This is a genomic window from Paenarthrobacter sp. A20, from assembly GCF_024168825.1.
GTDB lineage: Bacteria > Actinomycetota > Actinomycetes > Actinomycetales > Micrococcaceae > Arthrobacter.
The window spans coordinates 1,294,357-1,320,248 of the sequence record NZ_JALJWH010000001.1 but is presented as its reverse complement, the minus strand read 5'-3'; the positions used below and the strand labels follow the sequence as shown (position 1 = coordinate 1,320,248).

27 protein-coding genes are annotated in these 25,892 nt (G+C 64.4%); 18 read left to right on the top strand and 9 right to left on the bottom strand.

The features are described from left to right. Positions 1-43 precede the first annotated feature (43 nt). Positions 44-667, top strand: a complete 624-nt coding sequence (gene hxlA / locus J3D46_RS06375) for a 3-hexulose-6-phosphate synthase (RefSeq protein WP_231340532.1) — start codon at positions 44-46, stop codon at positions 665-667. Between the two features lie 66 nt (positions 668-733). On the opposite strand, the gene ilvD is transcribed toward hxlA, so the two are convergent. Further along, on the bottom strand, positions 734-2,596 hold the full coding sequence (gene ilvD / locus J3D46_RS06370; RefSeq protein ID WP_231341442.1) for a dihydroxy-acid dehydratase: 1,863 nt from the start codon (positions 2,594-2,596) through the stop codon (positions 734-736). An 86-nt stretch (positions 2,597-2,682) separates the two neighbouring features. Here ilvD and J3D46_RS06365 point away from each other — a divergent pair, with 86 nt between their 5' ends. Next, a complete protein-coding gene (locus J3D46_RS06365; protein ID WP_253465849.1) occupies positions 2,683-3,510 on the top strand; it encodes a helix-turn-helix transcriptional regulator in 828 nt (275 codons plus the stop codon). 22 nt (positions 3,511-3,532) lie between these two features. Here the strand turns inward: J3D46_RS06365 and J3D46_RS06360 are convergent, their stop codons facing one another. The 3 genes from J3D46_RS06360 to J3D46_RS06350 all read right to left on the bottom strand — a co-directional run bounded on the left by J3D46_RS06360 (position 3,533) and on the right by J3D46_RS06350 (position 7,303). Then, on the bottom strand, positions 3,533-4,642 hold the full coding sequence (locus tag J3D46_RS06360; RefSeq protein WP_253465846.1) for a DNA alkylation repair protein: 1,110 nt from the start codon (positions 4,640-4,642) through the stop codon (positions 3,533-3,535). 134 nt (positions 4,643-4,776) lie between these two features. Further along, complete coding sequence (locus tag J3D46_RS06355) at positions 4,777-6,027, bottom strand: FAD-dependent oxidoreductase (protein WP_253465842.1); 1,251 nt, start codon at positions 6,025-6,027, stop codon at positions 4,777-4,779. Further along, positions 6,020-7,303: an aromatic acid/H+ symport family MFS transporter gene (locus tag J3D46_RS06350; protein ID WP_253465839.1), complete on the bottom strand. Its 1,284-nt coding sequence runs from the start codon at positions 7,301-7,303 to the stop codon at positions 6,020-6,022. The genes J3D46_RS06355 and J3D46_RS06350 overlap by 8 nt, the downstream gene beginning before the upstream one ends. A gap of 48 nt (positions 7,304-7,351) precedes the next feature. Between J3D46_RS06350 and J3D46_RS25080 the strand changes: the two genes are divergently transcribed. The 5 genes from J3D46_RS25080 to J3D46_RS06325 all read left to right on the top strand — a co-directional run bounded on the left by J3D46_RS25080 (position 7,352) and on the right by J3D46_RS06325 (position 11,948). After that, positions 7,352-8,191, top strand: a complete 840-nt coding sequence (locus J3D46_RS25080) for an IclR family transcriptional regulator (protein ID WP_253465835.1) — start codon at positions 7,352-7,354, stop codon at positions 8,189-8,191. A 99-nt stretch (positions 8,192-8,290) separates the two neighbouring features. Continuing rightward, complete coding sequence (locus J3D46_RS06340; protein ID WP_253465833.1) at positions 8,291-9,427, top strand: cupin domain-containing protein; 1,137 nt, start codon at positions 8,291-8,293, stop codon at positions 9,425-9,427. Next, a complete protein-coding gene (locus J3D46_RS06335) occupies positions 9,428-10,252 on the top strand; it encodes a fumarylacetoacetate hydrolase family protein (RefSeq protein WP_253465831.1) in 825 nt (274 codons plus the stop codon). It begins immediately after the preceding gene. Further along, a complete protein-coding gene (locus J3D46_RS06330) occupies positions 10,252-11,016 on the top strand; it encodes a maleylpyruvate isomerase family mycothiol-dependent enzyme (protein ID WP_253465828.1) in 765 nt (254 codons plus the stop codon). The genes J3D46_RS06335 and J3D46_RS06330 overlap by 1 nt, the downstream gene beginning before the upstream one ends. 47 nt (positions 11,017-11,063) lie before the next feature. After that, complete coding sequence (locus tag J3D46_RS06325) at positions 11,064-11,948, top strand: SGNH/GDSL hydrolase family protein (protein ID WP_253465825.1); 885 nt, start codon at positions 11,064-11,066, stop codon at positions 11,946-11,948. On the opposite strand, the gene J3D46_RS06320 is transcribed toward J3D46_RS06325, so the two are convergent. After that, positions 11,945-13,084, bottom strand: a complete 1,140-nt coding sequence (locus J3D46_RS06320; protein ID WP_253465822.1) for an EAL domain-containing protein — start codon at positions 13,082-13,084, stop codon at positions 11,945-11,947. The genes J3D46_RS06325 and J3D46_RS06320 overlap by 4 nt on opposite strands. A gap of 173 nt (positions 13,085-13,257) precedes the next feature. Here J3D46_RS06320 and J3D46_RS06315 point away from each other — a divergent pair, with 173 nt between their 5' ends. Continuing rightward, positions 13,258-14,076: a CPBP family intramembrane glutamic endopeptidase gene (locus J3D46_RS06315; RefSeq protein ID WP_253465818.1), complete on the top strand. Its 819-nt coding sequence runs from the start codon at positions 13,258-13,260 to the stop codon at positions 14,074-14,076. 19 nt (positions 14,077-14,095) lie between these two features. Here J3D46_RS06315 and J3D46_RS06310 read toward each other — a convergent pair whose 3' ends face one another. After that, the gene (locus tag J3D46_RS06310; RefSeq protein WP_253465815.1) at positions 14,096-14,677 is read right to left on the bottom strand and encodes a MarR family winged helix-turn-helix transcriptional regulator; all 582 of its coding nucleotides are present in this window, start codon (positions 14,675-14,677) and stop codon (positions 14,096-14,098) included. 104 nt (positions 14,678-14,781) lie between these two features. On the opposite strand from J3D46_RS06310, the gene idi reads away from it, so the two are divergent. Genes idi through J3D46_RS06280 form a run of 6 tightly spaced genes read left to right on the top strand, consistent with a single transcriptional unit; the run spans position 14,782 to position 20,575 of the window. After that, positions 14,782-15,336 carry an isopentenyl-diphosphate Delta-isomerase gene (gene idi / locus J3D46_RS06305; RefSeq protein WP_231341430.1) on the top strand — a complete coding sequence of 185 codons (555 nt, stop codon included), beginning with the start codon at positions 14,782-14,784 and terminating at the stop codon, positions 15,334-15,336. Beyond that, complete coding sequence (locus J3D46_RS06300) at positions 15,333-16,427, top strand: polyprenyl synthetase family protein (protein WP_253465812.1); 1,095 nt, start codon at positions 15,333-15,335, stop codon at positions 16,425-16,427. Before idi ends, J3D46_RS06300 begins: the two co-directional genes overlap by 4 nt. After that, positions 16,424-17,362, top strand: coding sequence for a squalene/phytoene synthase family protein (locus J3D46_RS06295; RefSeq protein WP_231341428.1), 939 nt, complete (start codon positions 16,424-16,426; stop codon positions 17,360-17,362). Before J3D46_RS06300 ends, J3D46_RS06295 begins: the two co-directional genes overlap by 4 nt. Next, entirely contained in the window at positions 17,359-19,011 is a 1,653-nt protein-coding gene (gene crtI / locus J3D46_RS06290) for a phytoene desaturase family protein (RefSeq protein WP_253465809.1), read from the top strand. Before J3D46_RS06295 ends, crtI begins: the two co-directional genes overlap by 4 nt. Continuing rightward, positions 19,011-19,367: a lycopene cyclase domain-containing protein gene (locus J3D46_RS06285; RefSeq protein ID WP_253465806.1), complete on the top strand. Its 357-nt coding sequence runs from the start codon at positions 19,011-19,013 to the stop codon at positions 19,365-19,367. The genes crtI and J3D46_RS06285 overlap by 1 nt, the downstream gene beginning before the upstream one ends. Next, entirely contained in the window at positions 19,364-20,575 is a 1,212-nt protein-coding gene (locus J3D46_RS06280) for a prenyltransferase (RefSeq protein ID WP_253465803.1), read from the top strand. Before J3D46_RS06285 ends, J3D46_RS06280 begins: the two co-directional genes overlap by 4 nt. Here J3D46_RS06280 and J3D46_RS06275 read toward each other — a convergent pair. After that, a complete protein-coding gene (locus J3D46_RS06275; RefSeq protein WP_253465800.1) occupies positions 20,570-21,091 on the bottom strand; it encodes a MarR family winged helix-turn-helix transcriptional regulator in 522 nt (173 codons plus the stop codon). The genes J3D46_RS06280 and J3D46_RS06275 overlap by 6 nt on opposite strands. A gap of 124 nt (positions 21,092-21,215) precedes the next feature. On the opposite strand from J3D46_RS06275, the gene J3D46_RS06270 reads away from it, so the two are divergent. Continuing rightward, positions 21,216-22,007: a tryptophan-rich sensory protein gene (locus tag J3D46_RS06270; RefSeq protein WP_253465797.1), complete on the top strand. Its 792-nt coding sequence runs from the start codon at positions 21,216-21,218 to the stop codon at positions 22,005-22,007. A 127-nt stretch (positions 22,008-22,134) separates the two neighbouring features. Beyond that, the gene (locus tag J3D46_RS06265) at positions 22,135-23,658 is read left to right on the top strand and encodes an HNH endonuclease (protein WP_374110768.1); all 1,524 of its coding nucleotides are present in this window, start codon (positions 22,135-22,137) and stop codon (positions 23,656-23,658) included. A gap of 49 nt (positions 23,659-23,707) precedes the next feature. Here the strand turns inward: J3D46_RS06265 and J3D46_RS06260 are convergent, their stop codons facing one another. Further along, positions 23,708-24,043, bottom strand: coding sequence for a hypothetical protein (locus tag J3D46_RS06260; protein WP_231341421.1), 336 nt, complete (start codon positions 24,041-24,043; stop codon positions 23,708-23,710). Positions 24,044-24,119: 76 nt separating this feature from the next. On the opposite strand from J3D46_RS06260, the gene J3D46_RS06255 reads away from it, so the two are divergent. Then, positions 24,120-24,515, top strand: a complete 396-nt coding sequence (locus J3D46_RS06255; protein WP_231341420.1) for a hypothetical protein — start codon at positions 24,120-24,122, stop codon at positions 24,513-24,515. Positions 24,516-24,519: 4 nt separating this feature from the next. On the opposite strand, the gene J3D46_RS06250 is transcribed toward J3D46_RS06255, so the two are convergent. Continuing rightward, positions 24,520-25,278 carry a class I SAM-dependent methyltransferase gene (locus J3D46_RS06250; protein ID WP_253465791.1) on the bottom strand — a complete coding sequence of 253 codons (759 nt, stop codon included), beginning with the start codon at positions 25,276-25,278 and terminating at the stop codon, positions 24,520-24,522. A 64-nt stretch (positions 25,279-25,342) separates the two neighbouring features. Here J3D46_RS06250 and J3D46_RS06245 point away from each other — a divergent pair, with 64 nt between their 5' ends. Then, entirely contained in the window at positions 25,343-25,834 is a 492-nt protein-coding gene (locus tag J3D46_RS06245) for a MarR family winged helix-turn-helix transcriptional regulator (RefSeq protein WP_231341418.1), read from the top strand. Positions 25,835-25,892: the final 58 nt, after the last annotated feature.

The window sequence follows — 25,892 nt, the reverse complement described above, 5'->3', positions numbered from 1 at the left end:
CTACCCGCTCCACACGAAACATTCCGAATGAAAGAAGAACACCATGAAACTTCAGGTAGCACTGGATCTCCTCACCGTCGAGGACGCCTTGGAACTGGCCGCCAAAGTGGCCGAGCACGTGGACATCATCGAGCTCGGCACACCGCTGATCAAAGCTGCAGGCCTGAGCGCAGTCACCGCGATCAAGGAAGCCCACCCCAGCAAGATCGTCTTCGCGGACATGAAGACCATGGATGCAGGTGAGCTCGAAGCCGACATCGCCTTCAGCGCCGGAGCGGACCTGGTCTCTGTCCTGGGCACGGCCGATGACTCCACCATTGCCGGCGCGGTCAAGGCCGCGAAGACTCACAACAAGGGCATCGTGGTGGACTTGATCGGTGTGGCGGACAAGGTTTCCCGTGCCAAGGAAGCCCGCGCGTTGGGAGCCAAGTTCGTTGAGTTCCATGCAGGCCTGGATGAGCAGGCACAGCCCGGTTACAACCTGCGCACGCTGCTCAACGCAGGCGAGGAAGCACGCGTGCCGTTCTCCGTAGCTGGTGGCGTGAACGTCGGAACCATTGCAGCCGTGCAGCTGGCTGGCGCAGACGTCGCCGTTGCAGGCAGTGCCATCTACAGCGCTTCAGACCCCGGGTTGGCCGCCAAGGAACTGAAGGCAGCCATTAACTAGCTCAGACCAATTCCGCTACGTCGACCTGCCCAACCGGGCAGGTCGACGTTCGCGTGCCGCGGTGCGTTACAGGTTTTCCACCAGCGAGACGTCGCGGACGGCGCCCTTGTCCGCGGACAGTGCCATGGCGGCGTAAGCGCGCAACGCGGGTGAGACGTGGCGTTCACGGTCCTTTGGCTTGTAGCCACCGTTGACTTCAAGTTTTTCGCGGCGTTCGGCGAGGATCTCGTCGGAGACCTGCAACTGGAGGGAGCGCTGCGTGATATCGATGCTGATGATATCGCCGTCCTCAACCAGGGCGATCGCGCCGCCGGAGGCAGCCTCCGGGGAGATGTGGCCGATCGACAGGCCCGAGGTGCCGCCGGAGAAGCGGCCGTCCGTGATGAGGGCGCACTTCTTGCCCAGGCCGCGGCCCTTGAGGAACGACGTCGGGTAGAGCATTTCCTGCATGCCCGGACCACCCCTGGGGCCTTCGTAGCGGATGACCACCACGTCGCCTTCCTTGATGGACTTGTTCAGGATCTTTTCCACGGCTTCGTCCTGTGACTCGCACACAACGGCCGGGCCTTCGAAGATCCAGATGGACTCATCCACGCCTGCGGTCTTCACCACGGCGCCGTCCACTGCGACATTGCCGCGCAGCACAGCCAGGCCGCCGTCCTTGGAGAAGGCGTGCTCCACGGAACGGATGCAGCCACCCTCGGCGTCGGTGTCCAGGGAGGTCCACTCGTTCGACTGCGAGAACGCGGTGGAGGAGCGGACGCCTCCGGGAGCCGCATGCCAGAGCGCTTGCGCCTCCTCGGTGGCCTTGCCGCCGCGGACGTCCCAGTCGTCCAGCCAGCCGTCCAGGTCGTTGGAGTGCACGGAATGAACATTCTTGTGCAGGAGGCCGCCACGGTTCAGTTCACCCAGCAGGGCGGGAATGCCACCGGCGCGGTGCACGTCCTCCATGTAATACGTCTTGTCCCCGGCAACATTCGGGGCCACCTTGGCCAGGCAAGGCACTTGGCGGGACTTGGCATCCATCTCGGCCAGGCCGTACTCCACGCCCGCCTCCTGCGCCGCGGCCAGCAGGTGCAGGATGGTGTTCGTGGAGCCGCCCATGGAGATGTCCAGGGCCATGGCGTTGTCGAAGGCCTCGGCGGTGGCGATGGAGCGCGGCAGGACGGAGTCGTCGTCGCCGTCGTAGTAGCGCTTCACGAGATCGACGACGGTGGCGCCGGCCTTCTCGTACAGCGCCTTGCGGGCGGTGTGGGTCGCGAGCACGGAGCCGTTGCCCGGCAGGGCCAGGCCGATGGCCTCGGCGAGGCAGTTCATGGAGTTGGCGGTGAACATGCCCGAGCAGGAACCGCAGGTGGGGCAGGCGTTCTCTTCGATGAGGTTGATGTCTTCATCGGAGATGGATTCGTCCACGGCGTCGGCAATCGCGTTGACCAGGTCCAGGGAGCGGACGGACCCATCCGTCAGGGTCACGCGGCCGGCCTCCATGGGACCGCCGGAAACGAACACTACGGGGATGTTCAGGCGGAGCGCCGCCATGAGCATGCCGGGGGTGATCTTGTCGCAGTTGGAGATACAGACCAGGGCGTCGGCGCAGTGTGCGTTGACCATGTACTCAACGGAGTCGGCGATCAGGTCGCGGGACGGCAGGGAGTAGAGCATGCCGGAGTGGCCCATGGCGATGCCGTCGTCCACGGCGATGGTGTTGAATTCGCGCGGAACAGCGCCGGCGGCGAGGATCGCGTCGGAGACGATCCGGCCCACGGGAGCCAAGTGGGTGTGTCCGGGGACGAATTCCGTGAAGGAGTTGGCGACGGCGATGATCGGCTTGCCGATGTCCGTGTTGGCGACGCCGGAGGCACGCAGCAGTGCGCGGGCGCCGGCCATGTTGCGGCCATGGGTAACTGTTCTTGAGCGTAGTGCAGGCATGAATACCATCCTGCTGTTCTTCCTTGGTCGGTGGAAGACGGTGTTGCTACTAGTAGTGAAAGTACCAGAGTAATAGTGTTGAAGGCGTGAAAGATGAGAGGCGCAAGGAGCTGGGGCTATACCTCAGGACACGCCGCACCCAGGCCCTGCGCTCGGACTACGGGCTGCCCCCGGTAGGACGATCCCGCGAGCGAGGGCTTCGCCGGGAAGAGATCGCCTTCCTGTCCGGCGTGAGCGTCACCTGGTACACCTGGCTGGAGCAAGGCCGGGACATCAGTCCCTCGCGGCAGGTCCTGGAATCCATAGCGCGGGCGCTGCATCTCTCCGATACCGGGTTGAGCTACGTGCTTTCCCTGGGTGGCTATTCCTCCGCTCCACCGAAGGGCCCGGTGGCCGCCGATGCACCGGCCCATGTCCAACGCCTGCTCGATGCCTTGGACCCCAACCCCTCCTACGCACTGTCCCCGGATTGGGGCATCGCCGGTTGGAATCGAGCGTACGAGGCGCTGTACCCCAACATCGGAACGTTCGATGCCTCGGACAGGAACCTGCTGTGGCTTGTCTTCACCGACCCCTACATCCGCGACCTGCTCCCGGACTGGGACGTCACGAGCAAACGCTTTTTGGCTGAGTTCAGGGCCGAAACCGGCCAACGGTTGGGTGATCCGGATGTGGAGTACCAAGTGGAACGGCTCAAAGCAGCCAGCCCGGAGTTCCAAGAGAGCTGGGACCGGTACGACATCCTGGGCTTCGAATCCCGCGAGCGGCAGTTCCACCACCCCGCGGTTGGCGTTCTCCACATGGAACATCACCAGGTCTCCCCATCGGACCGGCCGGACCTCCACATCGTGGTCTATACACCTGCACCCGGGAATGACGCCGGTGAGCAGATGCGGCGGTTGATGGGGAGCTGAAGCACGCTGCCGGGCACCCGGTTCAGCTGAGCTCCTGCTTGTCCAGGACGAAGTGCGCAGGGGTCGAAGCGACGCCGTTTGCCTGGACCACAACGTAGTGCTGCCCTGGGTAATAGGAGCGGGTTGTTATGGGGCGGAACGAGTGTGTTTTTGTGACTGTGACGGTCTCGCCGGGTGGAATGCGGCGGGACGTGAGCTTGAAGGTCTTTGCGCTGACCGTGCCGTTGGAACGCTGGAACCCGATGGAGTAGTCGATGGCTGCGTTGGCGGGCTGGGGGCCTTCGTTGACTACCTCGGCTGAAAATTCCACGGTTCCGTCCCATGCCACTGCCGTGTGGCGGAGGTGAGGCTCCCTGACCACCAGCTGGCCGCCGGTGTAGCCCAGGAGGGCGAGCGCGTCCGGATTGCCTTGTTTAACCAGGGTCCTAAGTCCATGCCGTATCACCTTGGGTGTGGTGTCATCAGGTTTGCCTGACCAACGGCGCGCTGTAGCCAGCACCAGCTGCGGATCGATCCGGCTCAGGTCGTTGAGATGGTTCGCTGCGGAGCGCCGGACATAGTCGGTGGGATCCTGGTAGGTGGCATCAAGGATCCCCTGGGTTGCCGCTGGATTGGCCACCAGCCAAGGTACCCGTTTAGCCCATGGCAGGTAGGCGCGGGAGCCCTCCGTTGCGAGTCGGCGGACGTGTTCGTCGTTGTGATTCGTCCAGGTTTGCATCGTCGCAATGGCACGTTCCGGCCGGGTGGCTATGAGGTCGCGGATAGCGAACTCTGCCGTGAGCCTCCCCGTCAGGCGGGACAGGACCGCGAGCGCAGCATCAAAATCGGTGAGCGATCCCGAGTGAAGAGCCCTTCCGGTCACCACTTCGGTGGCCGGCCAGACCATCCATCCCGTAAAGCGGGGGTCGTCGAGAGCATCGATCATGATCCTCTGAACATCGGAGGATCCCGCCGGTAAGTCCTGAAGGAGGGCATCCCTCACTACATCCACCCGCTGCCGGAGGCGTTGCCCGTCGAGGTCACCATGTGAGCGCTCCAGTGTTGGCAGCTCAATGCCCGGACTGGCGCCCATGAGTATGGAGCGCAGCTCGGTCACCACCGTGGAATTGATCAGCTCATCCATGGCGCCCATATACGTCCTCCTTCGCCGGTGCTGTCATCGTAGGCGATGGGAGTGACACCGAAAGCAGACACGCAAAGCCGCCCACCGCCGTCGTGCTGCTGTTAATAAGGCACGACGGCGGCAGGCGGCTTAAGCGCCATCCGTCAGGCAGGCAGCTGGTTGGCGACGCGGGGCGCCACGGGGGCAGGCACGCCCTCGCCCGCCTGGCCATACAACCAGTCGTTGTACTGGAAGTCGTTGTCCTTGCGGCTCTTGAAGAGCAGGTTTCGCAGCGTGCGCCCCAAGCCGGAGACGTGCCAGGACTCTCCCCACACGCGGGCCGTGCTTTGGACACGGGCGGTCCGGGCGGCGCGGGCGGAGTTGAACGCGACAATTGCCTCGTCCCACGCCGCCGGGTTGACGCCGTCGGTGGTGAAGACGGTGCCTGCGCTGACGTCCTGCAGCACGGCGGCGTCTTCGAGTGCCTGGCAGGCACCCTGGGCCAAGTACTGGAGCATGGGGTGGGCGGCGTCGCCCATCAGGACCATTCGGCCGGCAATCCAGTTCTCGATCGGATCGCGGTCGTACATGGGCCAGCGGATGCCCGTGCCGAGGTTCGCGAGGGCTGCCTGCACCGCGGGAATGCAGTCCTTGTAGGCGGCCTGGAGCTCGTCTACTCCCCCATACTGCTCTTCACCGCGCTCAAACGACGGCGATTTGAAGACGGCCACGGTGTTCAGCAGTTCACCCTTGCGCAGCGGGTACTGCACCAGGTGGCAGTCCGGGCCGAGGTAAACCACCACGTCCTCCAGGTCGGCCGCCGGGGTCTCGGAGGTAATGGGCACGGTGCCGCGGTAGGCAACGTAGGCAGAGGACACGGGCTCATCTGTTGCCACGAGCGGGCGAAGCGTGGACTTGAGACCGTCTGCGCCGATGATTACGTCTGCTTCATAGTCCACGCCGGCTGCCGTGTGCACTACGCCGCGTCCGTCCACGGTTTCCACGCTCTCAACCATGACGTCGTTGACCAGCTTCACGCCGGCAGCTTCACATCCTTCGAGGAGCACGCGGTGCAGGTCGCTGCGGTGGATCACTACGTACGGGGCGCCGTAGCGTTCCTCAAACTCCCCGCGCAGCGACTGACGGGTGAGCTCCTCACCGGTGGTCGCGTCGCGGAACACCAGATGCCTGGGCTGCACCCCGATCTCCAGCGCCTTCTCCAACAGGCCCCAACGCTTCAAAACCCGGGAGGCGTTCGGGGCCATCTGCAGGCCGGCACCGACCTCGCCAAATTCCGGTGCCCGTTCCACGAGCGTGACGTTGGCACCGTTTTCGCGGAGGGCCAGGGCTCCGGCCAAACCGGCCATGCCCCCTCCCACCACCAGGACATCGGTGGATGTGGTGTACTCAGGCATTGCGTGCTCCTTGCGAGATGGTGGATTTGATTTTGAGTCCGACGGCGGCCAACAGGACCGCTGCGATGGCGGCGGCTCCGGCGAACGCGAGGAAGTTGGAGTTGACGCCCAGCCCGGCTGCCAGCAGGAGGCCACCCACCTGCGGTGCGACGACGGCGCCAATGCGGCCGGTTCCGAGCGCCCAGCCGAGCGCGGTCCCCCGCAAATGGTCGGGATAGTGACTGGCGACTGCGGCGATGATGAGGCACTGCGTGCCGTGGGTTCCGACGCCGGCAAGCACCAGGGCGAGGTAAACAACGGTGACGGGCGGGCTGGCCAGGAGGACGGAAAGCCCGACGGCGGCCACCGCGGCTGCCGCTATCGCCGTCGGAATCGGACCGAAGCGCGTGCCGGCCCAAGCGGTAATGACCGAACCGGCAACGGCGCCGAGATTCAGGGCCAGGGCGAAGGTGAGCGCCGATCCCAGGTTGTAGCCAGCCAGCTGCATGAGGTTAGGCAGCCACGTGCCCAGGCCGTACCAAGCGAAGAGAGTGGCAATCGTGGCCATTGCGAACAGTACGCTGACGCCTAGGTAGGGCGCCCGGAGCAGTGAACCGAAACCGGCGGAGCCCTTGGAGGCTTTGCTTGCGGATCCGGCGGGTGTCAGTGTCTCCGGAATGTACTTCAGCCCCAGCGGCACCACGATCACGAGTGCCAGCACGGCCACCAAGAACATGGCCTCCCAACCGAACGCGGGAATCAGCGGGATGCCCACCAGTGCGGCGATTGAGCCGCCGATCGGGACGCCGGACATCATCAGCGTGGCAATAGTGGACCGCCACTTGGTGGGAACCAGTTCGGCCACCAAGGCGTTGGCGGACGGCACCAAACCGCCGAGTCCGATGCCGGCGAGCAGCCGCAGAGCACCGAACACGGCCGCGTTGGGGGCGAAGGCGCAGAGGATGGTGAAGATGGAGAAGACGATCGCGCAACCCAGGATGGTCTTGCGCCTGCCCCAGGAGTCGGCCATGCGTCCGGCGAAGATGGCTCCGATCATCATGCCCAGGAACGCCATGGAGCCAATGGTCCCTGCGGTTGCCTTGGTGAGGCCCCAGCCTGTTTCGGAGATCAGGGAGGACTGCACCGTTCCGTAAACGATGAGGTCATAGCCGTCGAAGACCACCAACAGCCAACAAACCAGGACGGCGAGTGCAGAGCCTTTGGAGAACCGCGGCGCACTGCCGGCAGCGTTGACGATTGACCCTTGCGACGCTGCAGCGGGAAGTGTGTGATTCATCCCACCACTGTCCGGTGAACGGCAAGCGAAGGGCCATACAATTCTGTTGTGCAGAACATCAACCCGGGTCGGGCCAGCCGGAAGCCAGCCCAAAACCGGAAACCCGTGCAGAAGCGGCCCACGTATTCCATTGACGCCGTGGACAACGCCCTTCAACTCCTCCAGCTGCTCCGCGACGGCGGCGCCCTCCGCCTCAAGGATGCCGCGGCGGAGTTGGCCGTAGCCCCGTCAACCGCCCATCGACTCCTGGCGATGCTGGTCTATCGCGGTTTCGCGGTCCAGGATGAAAACCGCCGCTACGTGCCCGGGCCAGCAATGGGTGTTGGCCCGGCGGGACTTAGCTGGACCAGGCTCCTTCGAAACCTCGCCCAGCCCCACATGGAGCTCCTGTCCTCGCGGCTCGACGAGACCGTAAACCTGATGGTCCGCGTCGGCACCAAGGTCCGCTTCCTCAGCACAGTTGAAGGCGGCAACGTCCTGAGGATCGGAGACCGCCAGGGTACCGTGATGCCTGCCGACAAGACGTCCGGTGGCAAGGTGATGTTGGCCGAACTGGACCCGGCCATGATCGAGCAACTGTTCCGGAGCCAGAACGCCGAAATCGGCGGGGACACCATTCCGGAGGCCGAGTACCAGGCCTTCCTGCGCGAACTCGACAGCATCCGCGCCAACGGCTTCGCGGCCAACTTCGAGGGCACCGAGGAAGGCGTCAGCGCCCTGGGCATGGCTCTGCATAACCGGCACGGCCAGGTAGTTGGGGCGCTCAGCGTCGCCACGCCTGCCACACGGTTCCGAAAGGTGTTCGACGCCGGATTGGTCGCCGCCCTGCGCGAAACCTGCCGGCAGTTGGAGATCGACATCGCTGCAAACCCGGCTGATCCCGAATAAGAATAATTCTGTACAGCAGAATTGACTCGATGTCGCAGCCTGGCATCCCTAGGGTCGAACTACGCCAAAAACTGTTCGGACCCTATCGAGGAGGCCTACGTGTCCATCAGCGCCGAGAACACGACCCATGAATCCGTGGCCGCCAGCCACGCCTTGCCGGAGCCGACTCCGGAGGAAGCTGCCCAGTTGGAGCAGCTGTACAAGGATTTCGCTGCGGGGAACATGGTGCCTTTGTGGACGGAGATCGGTGATTTGATGCCGATGGTCCCTACTCCGAAGGCTGTTCCGCATGTGTGGCGCTGGAATGACTTGTACCCGTTGGCCGCCCGTGCCGGGGATCTGGTTCCGGTGGGCCGAGGTGGGGAACGCCGCGCGATTGCCCTGGCGAACCCGGGCCTTGCCGGCACCCCGTACGCGACTCCGACGTTGTGGGCCGCCATCCAGTACCTCGGCGCACACGAAGTCGCTCCAGAGCACCGCCATTCCCAGAACGCGTTCCGTTTCGTGGTGGAGGGTGAAGGCGTGTGGACCGTGGTGAACGGGGATCCGGTGGCGATGCGCCGCGGCGATTTCCTGCTCACCCCGGGGTGGAACTTCCATGGCCACCACAATGACACCGACCAGCCCATGGCGTGGATCGACGGCCTCGACATCCCGTTCGTGCATTACGCCGATGCCGGGTTCTTCGAGTTCGGCACCGAACGCGTCACCGACGAAGCGACCCCGGATATTTCCCGTTCCGAACGGCTCTGGGCCCACCCGGGCCTGCGTCCCCTGTCCGGGTTGGATGACACGACCAACTCCCCCATCGCGGCGTACCGCTGGGAACACACCGACGCTGCCCTCCGTGAGCAGTTGTTGTTGGAGGATGAGGGCCACCCGGCCACGGTGTCCCAGGGCCACGCTGCCGTCCGGTACTCGAACCCGACCACGGGCGGGGACGTTATGCCCACTATCCGGGCCGAGTTCCACCGCCTCCGTCCCGGCGCCTCCACCGAGCCGCTCCGCGAGGTCGGCTCCAGTGTCTGGCAGGTCTTCGAGGGTACCGGCTCCGTGGTGTTGAACGGTGAAACCAAGCAGCTGGCCAGGGGTGACCTGTTCGTGGTCCCGTCCTGGCAGGAGTGGTCCCTGACCGCCGACGCTGACCAGCCAGGGTTTGATCTGTTCCGCTTCAGCGACGCCCCCATCTTCGAACGACTGAACTTCAACCGCAGCTACACCGAAGGACGCAAGTAAATGAGACTCCTCACCCTCCGCACCGAAACCGGAACCAAGGCCGTCCGTCAGGACGGCGACACCCTCACCGAAATCCCAGGCTTCGCCGATGTCGGCGCGCTGCTGGCGGACCCCGCCTGGGAAACCACCGCTGCGGCGGCCAACGGCGCAACGCACGCGGCCGACGGCGCGGACCTGGCCGCCGTCGTGCCCGCACCGGGAAAGATCATCTGCGTGGGCCACAACTACCGCAACCACATCAAGGAAATGGGCCGGGACATCCCCGAACACCCCACCCTGTTCGCCAAGTACCAGGAATCGCTGATCGGCCCGAATGATGACCTGGCGTTGCCGCAGGAATCGGACACCGTGGACTGGGAAGCCGAACTCGCCGTCATCATCGGCAAAAAGGGCCGCCGCATCGCCGAGGCAGACGCCGCCGACCACATCGCCGGCTACGCGGTCCTGAACGACATCAGCATGCGGGACTACCAGTTCCGCACCATCCAGTGGCTGCAGGGCAAGACGTGGGAGAACTCCACCCCGTTCGGCCCGGCCCTGGTCACCCGCGACGAATTCACCGCCGGCCCGCTCATGACCTCCGCCGTGGACGGCGAAATCCAGCAGTCCACCCCCACCGGCGACCTCGTCTTCACTCCGGAGTTCCTGGTCTCGTATATTTCCACGATCATCACCTTGAACCCCGGTGACGTGATCGCGACCGGCACCCCCGGCGGTGTCGGCCACGCCCAGGACCCCAAAAGGTACCTGCAGGAAGGCCAGCTCCTGGTCACCACCATCGAGGGCCTGGGCCAACTGAACAACCGCGTGGTCAAGGAAGCCTGATGGCAGCCCGCCACGACCTCGCCACCGATCCGGGCCTGCAGGAAGACCTCCTGCAGGCGCGGCGGGGCACCGCGTTCTTCGCCCGCAAACTCAACGAACTCACCGATGCAGAGCTCGACGGCGGCACCCGCCTTCCGGACTGGACCCGCCGCCACGTCGTGGCACACGTCGGCTACAACGCCCGTGCAATCGCACGCCTGATCGAATGGGCTGCCACCGGCGTCGAAACGCCCATGTATCCCTCCCCCGAGGCGCGGAACCACGAAATCAACTTCGGCGCGACCCTGTCTCCGATTGCGTTGCGGAACCTGTTCGACCACTCCGCGGTGCACCTGTCCGTCGAATGGCGCGACCTGCCCGACGCGAACTGGGCCAACGAAGTCCGCACCGCCCAAGGCCGCACAGTCCCCGCCTCGGAAACCGTGTGGATGCGCACCCGCGAAGTCTGGATCCACGCCATTGACCTGGACAACGGAGCCACGTTCAACGACATCCCAGCCCTCGTCCTCGAACGTCTGCTCAAAGACATCACCGGCGCCTGGAAAACCCGCGGCACAGACACCGGACTCGTCATCAAGGCCACCAACACTGCCGGGAACGGCACCGACCTCACGTTCGGCGACACCACCGCCACGGACCCGACGATCATCACCGGCTCCCTTCCCGCCGTCGTCGAATGGGCCACCGGCCGCGGAACTACGGGCGTCACAGCAACCGGACCCAACAACAACAGCATCACACCGGCAGCGCCACAGTGGATCTAGCCACTCCACCCATGGCGCAGCGGGTCGACTAAGCGCACTATGGGGGGATGAACGCCCAGAGTGCCAATGGATGGTCACAGGGCGGTTCCGGCAGCTTCGGGGCCGGCCTGCACCCGTGGAGCCGTTATGTGGCTTTGGGCGACTCGTTCACCGAGGGTTTAGGCGATCCGGAGCCGCGGAGCCCCGGCGGCCTCCGCGGGTGGGCGGACCGGGTGGCGGAAGAATTGAGCGCCGGTCACGATGATTTCGCCTATGCGAACCTGGCGATCAGCGGACGCCTGCTCCATCAGATCCTCGAAGAGCAAGTGGGCCCGGCACTGGACCTCAAGCCGGATCTGATCACCCTCAACGCCGGCGGCAATGACCTGCTCTTCCATAGGAGCGACCCCGACAAACTCGCGCTGGAACTGGACGCAGGCGTGGCAGAACTTGCCTCCACCGGCGCCGCCATCCTGCTGTTCACCGGGCCGGACTGGGGCGCTACCCCGGTGTTGGGCCTGGCCCGCGGCAAGGTTGCCATCTACAACGAGAACATCCGGGTAGTAGCTGCCCGCCATGACGCTGTGGTGGCGGATCTGTGGGCGCTGCGCCGACTCACCGATCCCCGGATGTGGGACCCGGATCGGCTGCATTTCTCGCCGCTGGGGCAGCACACCATCGCCACCATGGTGCTCGATACCCTGAATGTCCCACATTCCTTGGAGCCCCTAACGCCTAAACCCCTGCCCGAGCGCAACTGGCGCGAAGCACGGGCGGACGACATCGTCTGGGCGCGCGAACACCTCTTTCCGTGGGTGGTGCGCCGCCTGACGCAGCGGAATGCCGACGACGGCCGTCACCCCAAGCGACCGGACCCGGGCCCTGTCTTTGGCGCCGGGATGCCTCCCGGAACGTTCGTTGGCAACGATCCCCGGCACATCGCGGACACCTAGCCTGCAGGCTGGGCTTCCGCTTGCGCGCGGATGCTCCAAGCCGACCAGTCCAGGGGGTGAACCGAAGGGCGTCCCAAGAGGTATCCCTGGGCTGCGGTGATCTTGAGCGCGGTGACTTCCTGGAGTTCTTCCGCGGTTTCGACGCCGACTGCAATGACTTCGGCACCGATCTCCCTGGCAAGCTCAACGATGGCCCGGGCCCGGATCCGTTGCCCCTCGCTGCCTTCGATGCCCTCAATCAGGTGCCGGTCCAGTTTGATGATGTCGGGGCGCAGTTGTTCCACCCGCTCCAAGGAGACCAAAGCTGCGCCGGATGCGCTGATGGCTACCCGCAGGCCGAGTGTGCGCAGCGGCCCCAGTCCGTCGTTGCCGGTTTGGGCCTCAACATCCGCCAGGCTGCCGGTCAGTTCAACAATGATCCGGTCCGGGGCGAGGGACGCGGCGGCCAGCAGGTTCCGCACCCTCGGGTCACTGGAAGTTGCCGGAGTGAGGTTCAGTGCAACAGACATGTTGTCCGGGACGTCGTGCGCCGCCGTCAGCGCGCAGTGCAGCGCAGCAATCTCCAACTCGGTCCCCAGCCCAGCGGCAGCAGCCTCGTTGAACCAGACGTCGGCGCCGGCACCATCTTCTCCGACGAACCTTGTCAATGCTTCCACGCCAACCACATCGCCGGTTGGGAGTGCATGGACAGGTTGGAAGGCCGTCAGGAGGAGCTTGTCCGCGAGGATCGCCTGGATACCTTCGCGCACCTCGTGGCTGACGGGGACTGAAACGGTCCGGGCGGCGCCAACGGACTCAAGGTGGACGCTGGAGGATTCAAGTTGAACGGGGACGGCGGCTGCCGATGAAGGCTCCTTGCGCGTTTCCAGCAGGTGCTCCAGCAGGGCCCCCGCAGGATCGTCCGGATTTGCTTCCACCAACTCGCGGAGCTTGATTCTGGCGCCTTCGCTGCGCGGTTCAGAATCGGCAAGGATGGACTCGATAATGTCCTTCACCTGCTCGCGCATGGTCGCTGCGGCAGACGCGGTCGTTTCAGCAGATACGGTCGCCCCAGCGGGCGGTGACGCGTCAACGCCGTTCGGGCGTACGGATTCCGCACCGCCGTCCGGTGAGAGAGAGCCCTCTTCTTGAGCCATCGGCTATTCCTTTATGTGTATCCCCCGCTGGCTGAGCCAGACAACTACCCGACCGACCCATCTGTGGGCCCTGTCACGAATAATACAGAAGAACCCTCCGACGTTGTGGCGGTGCGCTTTTCCAGACGCGCAAAACCGTGTCGCAGCGCCACAAGCCCTGAGATGCTTAGGGGGTGACGTCCATCTCAACGGAAGCATCCCGCACCGCGGTCAGCTGGAAACTGTTGCCCGCAGCGTTGCTTTCCTTATCCGGTGTACCGCTCTTCGCCTTTGGCAACGAGCTTCTCGGGTACGGCCTGCTGCTCGCGGGTGTCGTCACGGCCGCTTTCATCGACTACCGGTTGATGCGTCACCTCGCGTTGATAGCTGCGGGCATGTTCATCTTCAGCCAGGTCCCCCTCAACGCGGACCTCAGCACCGAACACATGGCCCTCATGGGTGGTGCGCTGGCGCTGGCTGTCGTGGTGCCCTGGCTGGTGTCCCGCTTCGTGTATCGCGAAGACATCATCAAGTTCCCCGTCAACACCGGCCGTAAGTGGCCGTTGGCCGCAAAGTTGTACCTGGTTGGCGTAGTGGCACTGGGCTACTTCATTCTTCCCGTCTACCTGATCAGCACCGGCGTGTACCAAAACTGGCCCGATGCTTCCGATCCCGACGTCTTCTGGCGGCTCTTCGTTGGCGTCAATGCCGTGGGGATCTGGGACGAGTTATTCTTCATCTGCACCACGTTCACCCTGCTCCGCCAGCACTTCCCGGATTGGCTGGCCAACCTCCTGCAGGCCGTGGTGTTCTCCTCATTCCTCTGGGAGATCGGCTACCAATCCTGGGGTCCCTTGCTGACGTTCCCCTTCGCACTGCTGCAGGGCCACACGTTCAAGCTGACCAAGTCGTTCACCTACGTGGTGTCGGTGCACCTGCTTTTTGACTTCGTGTTGTTCCTGGCGCTGGTGCACGCCCACAACCGGGAGTGGCTGCCGATCTTCCTGTACTAGCCCTCGCTGCAGTAGCTGGCTAGCTCCCTGCCCATGCCTCTTCGGTCACTTCGATTTCCCGGGCCATGTCGTCCAGGAAGCGCATCACCGTTTCACGTTCCGCGGGCGTCAGTCGGGCCGCAGCCAGAAAACGCTTGGCCTGCTGCCGCCCGACTGTCCGCATAGCAGCGTCGTGCGTTGCGGGCGTGATGGCGATGGCAAGCGCGCGGCGGTCGGAGGGGTGGGCGTGTCGCGTGACGTGGCCCGCGCGTTCCAGCCGATCAAGCAGCTTGGTGGTGGACGCCGTCGAAATGTGAAGCTGGGCGGCTATTGCGCCAGGGGTGGCAATCACGCCATGGTTGGCGCAGATGATCAGGTAATGCAGTGCGCGCATGTCTGATTGGTTGAGTTTCATGTACCGCAGTGAGGCGTCGGAGAGTCGCTGTTCGGCCTCTCGCAGTCTTCCCAGTGCAGCCATGAGGTCACTGATCTGCTCAACATCAGATTCGGACAGACCTGAGCGATCCACCAGTTCGTGGTTCGGATCATTGGCGTCCAAATGGTAAATCCCGAAGGAAACCGGGGTCCCGGCTTCTTCAGGAATCTGTTCTGGACTGGACATGTTGAGTATGTTACACCTAACTTCCTACATGGTAGCCTTTCTTCTAGCTTGTCTAGCAATATTCAAGTTTCTCTAAGGCACAGGGTGTGGGAGGAAGGCGCAAGATGAACGCGACAGAGATGGTGGTCCTCCTTGATGACGCCGGAGCTCCCATCGGGGAGTCCCCGAAGAGCAGTGTGCACACACTGGAAACCCCACTCCATCTGGCCTTTTCCTGCTACCTGCTCAACGAGGCCGGCGAAATTCTCCTGACCCGCCGTTCACCTGAGAAGAAGACCTGGCCGGGAGTCTGGACCAACAGCTTCTGCGGACACCCTGGACCGGGCGAAGACTTCGAAGACGCCGTGCTGCGGCGTGCGCAGTTCGAACTCGGGGTGGACGCGAACCGGATCGAACTCGTCCTCCCCGATTTCCGCTACCGGGCGGTGGACCCCACGGGCATCGTGGAGAACGAAGTGTGCCCCGTCTTTGTGGCCCGGATCAGCGGCGCACTGCACCCGAATCCCGCCGAGGTCGCTGACTGGGCCTGGATTTCGCCCTCGCTGCTCGCTGACGCTTTGGAGCACACGCCGTCCGCTTTCAGCCCCTGGCTCGGGCTGCAGTTCCCGCAGCTCCTCAAAGCGCGCGCGTTGCCCCTCCAAGCTGGGGCCGACGCATGACCGTCACCTCCGGCGCCATTCGAAGCCGTACCGATCTCTGCGCCGCCATCGAAAACGAACTGGGCGGACTTATCGGCAAGAGGGCCAGCGCGGCAGCGGCCTATGGCCCCAACTTCGCACGGCTATGGGCGCTGGCAGGCCGGAATGTGCTCGGCGGCAAGTTCGTCCGGCCCTTGCTGCTCATGGAAATGTTCGACGCCCTGGAACAGGCCGGCTCCAAACAGCGCGAAACCGCCATCAACATCGCCGCCGCCGTCGAACTCCTCCACTATGCCTTCCTCCTCCACGATGACGTGATCGACGGCGACCTCGTCCGCCGCGGGCACCCGAACCTGATTGGTTCCCTCCTCGCGGAGGCCGGCGAACTCCCGGACAACACCCATGGCGCACGCAGCGGAAGCGGACTGCACTGGGCACAAACCGGCGGGATACTGATGGGTGACATGCTGCTCGCCGCCACGCACCAAGCCTTTGCGCGTGCCGATCTACCCCGGGAACCGCGTCTGCGCCTGCTGGACCTCCTGGAACACACCATCAACGAGACCGTTGCCGGTGAGCAACTGGATGTCGGCCTGGGCGACGGCATCATTGCCCCGGACCTCGAGACCATCCTGGTCATGTGCGGCTACAAGACCGCCACCTATACTTTCGAACTCCCGCTGCGGGCGGCCGCGACCCTGGCCGGCGCCGACTTCGCCGTCGAGACTGCCCTGGCAACTGCAGGCCGGCATCTGGGGCTCGCGTTCCAACTCCAGGACGACCTCCTGTCCACGTTCGGAGATCCCCGCCGCCACGGCAAAGATCCTTTTTCGGACCTCCGGGAAGGCAAGGAAACCGCCATCATCGCCCATGCCCGCACCACCAGCACGTGGCCGGACATCGAGCCCTACTTCGGCAGGCCCAGGCTAAATGGCAACGAAGGCGAGCATGTTCGCCGGCACCTCAGCGACTGCGGGGCGGAAGCCTTTGTCCAGGGCCTCATCGAAGACCAGGTACAGGCCTTCAACACACTGCTGACAAGCACGATTCCGCCGGGCGCACGCAATGTACTGCTTGACCTTGCGGGGCAGCTGGAAGGACGGCAATCATGAGCGTCGCCACCGAAACCTCGTTCATCCATTTCACCCGGACAGCCGAGCGCGCGGCCAACCAGGTCATCGCCGCCTACTCCACGTCCTTCGGCCTGGCATGCAGGCTGCTGGGACCAAGGCACCGCCAACACGTCCGCAATATTTATGCGCTGGTGCGGGTGGCGGACGAACTCGTCGATGGCGTCACTGCCGAAGCCGGCCTCAGCTACCAGGAACAGTGCGACGCCTTGGCCCACTTCATTGATGAGACCCACCGCGCCGTCAAACTCGGCTACAGCAGCGACCTCATCGTCCATGCATTTGCCCAAACGGCCCGGACTGCGGGCATCGATGACACGCTCATCGATCCGTTCTTTGACTCCATGCGCATGGACCTCGGCGAGCGCACTGACTCTCTCAAGGGCACCGGCTCACGCGCGTCTTCGCAACAGCCGGCACCCCTCCGCTTCGATGCCGATGCCCACGACGGCTATGTCCACGGCTCCGCCGAGGTGGTGGGGCTGATGTGCCTGCGCGTCTTCATGCGGGATGAGAACATCGACGACGGCGACGCAGCGGCTTTGCAGCATGGTGCCAGCAGGTTGGGCGCTGCTTTCCAAAACATCAACTTCCTGCGGGACCTCGCCGACGACACCACCCGCTTGGGCCGCAGCTACCTCGGCACCTCGGACCACCTTGAGGACCGCGATCGCATGGAATGGGTCAGCACCATCCGGTCCCAATTGGCCGATGCCAACGCCGTCATTCCGCTGTTGCCGCGCGACGCCCGGGCGGCAGTCCGCAGCGCCCTGGCCCTGTTCTCCGCACTGACGGACCGGATTGAACAGACAACCGTGGACGAGCTGTACCGCCACCGGGTGCGGGTTCCGGACGCCGTGAAGGCCGGCCTCGCCGCCCGCGCGGTCGCCTCTACCTGGATGGAGTTGCACCGATGACCCGGACAGTGGTGATCGGCGGTGGCATCGCGGGGCTTGCCACGGCCGCACTCCTCGCCCATGAAGGACACGAGGTCCAGCTCCTCGAGCAGCGCGACCGGGTTGGCGGGCGCGCGGGCAGCCTTGAACGGAACGGCTTCCGGTGGGACACCGGCCCTTCCTGGTACCTGATGCCGGGAGTCTTCGACCACTTCTTCCGGTTGCTCGGCACCAGCGCTGCCGAACAGTTGGACCTTCACACCCTCAGTCCCGCGTACCGCGTCTTCAGCGAACCAAACCACGACGGCGTGCGGCCGGACCCCCTGACGGTCCCCTTGGGCAGCGATCAGGTCTTGGAGACTTTCGAGGGAGTTGAGCCTGGCAGCGCGAAGGAGCTCACCTCCTACCTCGCCTCCGCCAGGCACACGACGGAGATGGCGGAACGCTTTTTCCTCTATAACCCGTTCACCAAATTGCAGGCACTGCTCCATCCGGAGGTGGTGCGGAGTTTGCCCAGGCTCGCGCAACTGCTCCTGACGCCCCTCGATAAGTACGTCTCCCAGCGGTTCCAGCACCCTGTTCTGCGTCAGGTCCTCGGATACCCGGCGGTTTTCCTTGGCACCAACCCCGCAGCTGCTCCCGCCATGTACCACTTGATGAGTGCCTTGGACCTGGGCGACGGCGTGCAGTATCCGATGGGCGGGTTCCACGAGCTCGTGGGCCGGCTTGAGGCGCTGGCAGTGGACGCCGGCGTCAGGATCCACACCGGAGCGGAAGCCCAAAAGATCACCACGCGCGAGGCCTCCCGGACCAAGAAGCTGGGCCGCTTCGATGGCGTCAGGCTCCCTGCTCCTCTTTCCGGGAAGGACTGCCGGGAGGTCACCGGGGTAAAGTGGCGCGACCATGCCGGTGCGGAGCATTACAGCGTTGCGGACCTCGTGGTCTCCGGCGCCGACCTGCACCACACCGAAACCCAACTGCTGGGTGTCAGGGACCGGAGCTACAACAGCAAGTACTGGCAGAGCCGCACCAGCGGTCCCGGCGCAGTCCTGGTCATGCTTGGCGTGAAGGGTTCGCTGCCGGAACTTCCCCACCACTCCCTGTTCTTCACGCGGGACTGGGAGGCGAACTTCGCCGCGATCTTCGGGGAGGAGACCAGCATCCCCGACCCCGCCTCCATCTACGTCTGCAAACCCAGCGCCACCGACTCCGGCGTCGCCCCGCAGGGCCACGAAAACCTCTTCGTCCTGGTTCCCGTCCCGGCCGATCCGCAGCTTGGCGCCGGTGGTCCCGACGGTAGCGGCGATGCCCTCATCGAGCGGACCGCCGACGCCGCCATCGACCAGATCGCCCGTTGGGCCAACATCCCGGACCTCCGCGAGAGGATCGTTGTCCGGCACACCACGGGCCCCGCTGACTTCGTCCACGAGTACAACTCATGGCGCGGCGGCATGCTGGGACCGGCACACACGCTAAGGCAGAGCGCAATGTTCAGGGCCCAGAACGCCTCCAAGCGTGTGCGTGGCCTCTACTACGCCGGCGCCACCACTGCCCCCGGCGTGGGGGTACCGATGTGCCTCATCAGTGCAGAGCTGGTACTGAAGCGGATCCGCGGCGACCACAGTCCCGGCCCCACCACGGTGAGGCCCGTAGCCAGCAGGATTGGCTGATGGGTGTCCTCTATTTGCTCTCGCTGCTGCTCGGGATCGGCTGCATGCTCCTGCTGGACCACCGCTTCCGCCTGTTTTTCTGGCGCGATGCCAAAGCAGCGGCGATCGTCACCGCCGTCGGGGTCTTGTTCCTTCTCTTCTGGGACCTGGCCGGAATCGGCTTGGGGATCTTCCTGCGCGGTGAAGGTACCATCGCGACAGGTCTGTTGATCGCCCCCGAGCTGCCCATCGAGGAGCCAGTCTTCCTGCTTTTCCTGGTGCTGTGCACGATGGTTTTGTACACAGGCTCCCGGCGGCTGCTTGACCGGATCCCGTCCACCCGCAGCGGGAAGCAGCGGGAGCGGGTGAACGTATGACGTACTTGTGGCTCGCGCTCGTCTTCATCGCGGCGGCAGTGGTGGCCGGCGTGGTTTTTGCCCGCCATGGCGCGTTTCCCGGCGAGGCAGGCAGGCATTGGAAAGCGGTTGGCCTCGCGTTCGCGGCCTTGGTTGTCCTGACCGCTGTGTTCGACTCCGTCATGATCGGCATGGAGCTCTTCCACTACGACGCATCGCACATCCTTGGCGTCAAGGTAGGACTCGCGCCGATCGAGGATTTCGCCTATCCGCTGGCCGGCGTCGTGGCACTTCCAGGACTGTGGATGTGGTTGACGCGCAAGCGCAAGCAACCCAGCGAGGGCGGCGCGGAACCGGGGCTCAAGGGCCTTGTCCCCCAAGCATTGCTCGCATCCCGCCCGGTCAGCTGGATCAACACTGCCTACCCATTCGCCGCGGCCATGCTCCTGACCACCCGCGAGATCGATTGGGTGCTGGTTGTCGGCACGTTCTATTTCCTGATCCCCTACAACCTGGCCATGTACGGGATCAACGATGTCTTCGATTATGAGTCGGACCTGAAGAATCCGCGCAAGGGTGGGATCGAGGGTGCGCTGCTCCAGCCCCGGTTGCACCGGCCCATGCTGTGGCTCGCGGCGATCACCAATGTGCCGTTCCTGCTGTTGCTCGCCGTCGCCGGAGGACCAGCCGCATGGCTGAGCCTGGCCGTCAGCGCCTTCGCCGTTGTGGCCTACTCCGTGGCCGGCCTGCGCTTCAAGGAACGCCCGGTCTTGGACTCGCTGACGTCCAGCACGCACTTCGTGAGTCCCGCCGTCGTCGGCCTTGCCTTGGCCGGCGCCAATGTGACACCGGGCTTGATCGTCGTGCTGGCGGCGTTCTTCCTGTGGGGCATGGCCGCGCACGCCTTCGGCGCCGTCCAGGACATCGAGCCCGACCGGCAGGCCGGCATCGGCTCCATAGCGACAGTCATCGGTGCCCGACGAACGGTGAGGCTCGCCGTCGTGCTCTGGTTTGTTGCCGGTCTGGCAATGTTGGCCACGCCGTGGCCCGGACCCCTGGCGGCGATCATCGCCGTCCCGTACATCGTTAACTGCGCGCCTTACAGGAACGTGACGGATACGACGGCGGCACGCACCAATGTGGCCTGGCGGCGGTTCATCTGGCTCAATTACGGTTCAGGGTTTTTGGTGACCCTGATACTGATCCTGCAGTGGAGCCTCACATCATGAACGGGGCTGGTCCCCGGGCTCTTCGTCAAGGGTATCCAGGGCCTCGCGCATGTGCTGGAGGAAATTCACCACGATCTGGGATTCGTCCGGGCTCAACGCGCACGCCGCATCCAGCATCCGGCGGTGCATTCCGCCCAGGGTGTGCCGCACTTCCTGGTCTGAACCGGGAGTGGCCTTCAGGATCAAGGCCCGCCGGTCAGTGGGGTGGGGTTCGCGGCGAATATGGCCGGATTCCACCAAACGGTCGATCAGGGTGGTCATGGACGCCGACGTTATCCCCAGCTTGTCGCCCAAGTCCTTCGGCTTCATCACCTTGCCGGCGGCCTCTGCCTCGAACAAATAACGCAGGGCCAGCAGGTCCTTCTCACCCATTCCCATGGACGAACGCGTCCTCCGGCGCATCGCCTGCTCGGAGGCGCGGTAGTCGCGCAGGGCGTTCAGTACGTCAATGGCAATGGCCTTCTGACCTGGGTCTTTGCCGTACCAGTAGCCCTTTGAGTGGCCTTCCGAGTCCATCCGATGTTCCTTCGATAAGCGTAAAGCTTGATTCACTAGCATTTTGATACTAGGTCAAGGACCTCGTGAATGCATGACACCGTCCATCCCACACCCACGCAGCACCAGGAAAGAGGCACTGCACATGGCAACAGCAAGCTCCGACCTCGCCCGGCAAATCACGGTCACCGTGAGCTTGGCGGTCTGCATCATCGGCTCGATGATCGGCGTGGGGGTGTTCGGCGGCACCCCGATTGCGCAGGCAGCGGGCGGGGCTTTGTCCGCCGACTCCACTCTGCTGGCTCCGGCCACCCCCGCGTTCTCCATCTGGTCCGTGGTGTACACCGGCCTTGTTGCCTACACGGTGTGGCAGTGGCTGCCGTCCCAGCAGGCCAATCCGCGGCAGCGCTCCCTCGGCTGGATCGTGGCCGTGTCCATGGTCCTGAACGCCGCGTGGATCCTGTCCGTGCAGGCTGGGTGGCTCTTCGTCAGTGTTCTGGTGATCTTGGCGCTGCTGGTGTCCCTCGTCCTGGCGTTCCTTCGCTACAGCCAGAGCCGCGCTGCCTCGTGGGTTGAGGCAGTTGTGGTGGACGGAACCCTGGGGTTGTATCTGGGCTGGACCAGCGTGGCCGTGTGCGCCAACATCGCAGCAGCTTTGAAAGCGTTTGGTTTTCTGGGCTTCGGACTGCGTCCTGAGATCTGGTCCGTCGCTGTGCTCGTGGTGGTGGCGGTCGTCGGTGTCGCCTTGGCTATCAAAGGACACGGGCGCCTCGCCCTGGCAGCCGCCATCGCGTGGGGCCTCGTCTGGATCACGGTCGGCCGCAGTACCGATGCACCCGAGTCCTTCCCGACGGCGGTCGCGGCGGCCGTCGCTGCTGCCCTGGTTCTCGGGGCGGCCATCACGGTGAGGGCCCGGACTGTGTTGGCAGGCCGCTAGATCCAACCACGTTTCCCCGACAGCTCCGGCATGGCATCAGTTGCTCGTTGGACGTAGACGTCATCGCTTTTCCACATAGGGGGCTTTCGACCTTATGGCGCCCAATGCCTGCTGGAAGAGTTGAGGCATGGAGCAGATTCGGGGCATGCAGACACCGCCAGACGCGGCGCTTGTTCCTGTCTCGAGGCATTGGACCGACGAGACCACGCCTCGGGTTTCTGATCTCATCACGCTCCTGGGCGCGATCCCCCTCGGCACCGCGAGCCGGGAGCTTATCGACCAGATCCGCGGGCTTGAAGACCTGAAGTCCGCCATCGTGGGGTTGCAGGCCCGTGCCGCGGTGGCCTTTGACTTCGCCCAACGGCAGGAGCAGGCCGCGGCGGGTGTGCCCGCGTCCGAACGGGGCCACGGTGTTGGGGCGCAGATCGCGTTGGCCCGGCGGGAATCCCCGAACCGGGGCTCGCGACTCCTGGGCATGGCGAAGGCGCTGGTGACAGAGATGCCGCACACCATGGCAGCGCTGGAATCGGGCCAGTTGAATGAATGGCGGGCCACGCTGCTGGTCAAGGAAACAGCATGCCTGTCTGCGGAGGACCGCTGCGCCGTGGACGAGGAACTCTCCGCAGACACCGGCACGTTCGAGGGGAAGGGCGACCGGGCGATCATCGCCGCGGCGAAGGCAGCCGCCTACCGGCGTGATCCGCGTTCCGTTGCCCAACGCGCCGCCCACGCTTCCACCGAACGGACCGTGACCCTGCGCCCGGCGCCGGACGCCATGACCTACCTGACCGCCCTCCTTCCGGTCGCGAAGGGTGTGGCGGCGTACACCGCTCTGACCCGGGCTGCTGACTCTGCCCGTTCGGCCGGGGACCCCCGGATCCGGGGCCAGGTCATGGCAGACACCCTCGTCGAGCGCATCACCGGCAGGCGCGGCGGGATCAGCGGAATCGACCTGCAGCTCGTCATGACCGATCGAACCCTCTTACAGGGCGACAGCGAACCTGCCCGGCTCGAAGGCTACGGAATCGTCCCCGCTGAATGGGCCAGGAAGCTACTTCGCGCCGGAAGCGGGGCCCTGTCCGAGCAAGACCCCGCACCAAGGCAGGAGCCGGCGCCAACGCGGGACGACGAGCTAACCGTGTGGCTCCGCCGGCTCTACACCGCGCCGGCCACAGGCGAACTCCTGAGCATGGACTCCAAAGCGAGGCTCTTTCCACCACGACTCAGGCGTTTCATCGAAACCCGTGATGACACCTGCCGCACCCCATATTGCGACGCGCCCATCCGGCATATCGATCACGTGGTCCCTTGGCATTCCGGCGGGACCACCACCCTGGCCAACGGGGCCGGACTCTGCGAAGCCTGCAACCACACCAAAGAAAACCCCGGCTGGACGGCGAAAACCCTCCCCGAAGGTGTCCACACTCTCGAAATCCGCACACCCACCGGTCACAGTTATCAATCGAAGGCCCAGCCTCTGCCCGGGCATAATTACGGGCACGTGGCGGCGCCTCCACCGGCAAGCAGAGTTCCCACGCTTGAACAGCAACAGCAGTCACACCAACGGCAGTCCCAGCACAACCGACGCAGGCACATCAAGCGCGCGAAGGCAGGCAAGTTTCACCGGAGAAAGAAGCGGGTCCCAGCCTAGAAACCGGCCGGGCAGCAGCAACGCCGCGCAGCCCCAGCGCAGCCGCGCCCTATGCCGGGCAGGCGTCCTTCAATGCCTGAACGGACTCAGCTGGCACTTGGTCGCCGGCCTCCGCGATCTGGTTCAACGGCGTCGTGATGTCCGAGGGAACTCCAGCAGCATTGGCTGCCGACACCAAACCGGACAGCAGCTGCTTGTCCTGAACGCTGACCAAGCCGTCCTGGACCACTGCGCAAATCTGCTTGGTTACTTCATCGGCAGCGGCAGTGGCTACCTTTGAGGCGGCCTCGCTGGCGGCATTTCCGGCAGCTTCCTCTACTGCTCCGCAGCCGACAAGCAGCAGCAAAAGAGGGACGGCGGACAGGGCTGCAAGGCGACGGGTCATGAGTCCAGCCTAGCAATCCGGCAGCATGGCCCATGTTTGCCTAGTCCGTGGTTGCTTGGATTGATACGCTCGCGGAATGCGGATCCGGCCGATCGATCTTGTGGATGTACTCGTCTACTTGGTCGTGTTGGGCGTGTTTATCCAGCTGTTCCCCGCCGTCATTTCAGAGTCCTTCCTGCTGGCCCTTCTCACGGCGATCCTGCTGAAAGCAGTGCTCGAGATCGTGATGTTCGCCAAGAAGAAGATCGTCGGACGCATCAGGGATGGAAAGACCGTGGCAGCCCGGATTGTCAGCGTTGTCGCACTGCTGTTTGTCATGCCGGGAAGCAAGTTCGTGGTGCTGGAGTTGGTCGATTTCGTGTTCGGCGACGCCGTACAACTCGGCGGGTTCTTCGCAGTGACAGCCCTCATCATCGTGCTGATGCTGGCGCGTGGTGGGATGCGACGCCTATTCGCCAGGTCAGGGCAGTGATTGGCTAGGGGCGTTCTATGAGCCGGTACACCGATACGTGGCTGCGGGACTCAGCGGTGAATTCGCTGCGGTCCCAGTCGGCCCACCTGGATTCCAGTTCAAAACCTGCTATCCGTGCCATGAGGTCGAGCTCGCTCGGCCAGATATAGCGGTGTGGCGTCCGGCCAATCAGGGCCTCACGCCCATCGGATAGCTCAGAGCCGAACCGCACATGGTGCGAGACAACGTGCTGGCGGAGCACATCGTAAGTGTCCACCAACAAGTAGCCGGGCTCGCTCACTTCCACCGTTCCCCCATGTCCCGGGGGCAGTGAACGCAGTTGTGGGACCCAGAGTTCAATGACAAACCGACCGCCGGGGGCGAGATGGCCGGCAGCGTTCTCGAAGCACCGGACTTGCTGGTCCTGTGTCAGAAGATTCGCGATGGTGTTGAACACCAGGAAGGCCAGGGTGAAATTCCCGCCTATTGAAGCCTCGGACATGTCGCCCTGAACCACGCGAATCTGGTCCTCGCCCACCTTTTCGCGTAAGCGCGCGATCATGGCGTGGGACAGCTCAATGCCGCTGACCGGCACGCCGGCTTCCAGGAGCGGGATGGCCACGCGCCCGGTTCCGATCGCAAACTCGACGGCGGGACCTCCCGACGCGAGTTCCGACAACACCTCCACGGTGGGGCCAAGTACGTCAGGGGAGAACATCCCCTGCCCGGGAGTGTCGTACTGCTGCGCGGCATCGTCGTCCCAGAGTTGTTGCTGGTTGATCATCCTGCCACTATTGCAGCCGACCGCCGGCGAGTTGAAGAGGCATGGCCCCACCTATGCTTGAGGGATGGGAGAAGAGACTGTGGACCACAAGGCCCTGGCCGTCTGCATGATTGATATCTCGTCCGACATTCGCCGCAAGTCACTGAACGAGACCGGCCTCCGCCCCATCTCGAATGGTCTGCTGGAAATCCTTCGCGTTGTTGAAAGCCATCCTGGTGTCACCGTTGCCGAGGTGGCGGCCAGACTTGGGCGGCAGTTGAGCAACATCAGTTCCCAGTTGCGCGAGCTCGTAGCTTCCGGCTTGGTCACGCGGGTCAAGGATGCCTCAGACAAGCGCTACGTTTCCCTCCACCCCACGGACGAATCCAGACGGATCAAGGCGCTCCTGGAGAATGGGTGGGCTGACGCCATCATCGCGGCGAGCGCCCGCCTGCTTCCCGAAGAGCGCGAGCAGATCGCGGCCAGCCTTCCGGCGCTGCAGCGGTTGGCTTCGTTCCTTTCAGAACCTGAGATGGACCCGGCACACCCCAAGCTTCCGCACCCCAGGAACACGTAAGGCACGTCACCCTGATCCGGGCTTACACCCGCCACCATAAGTACTTATACATTTATAA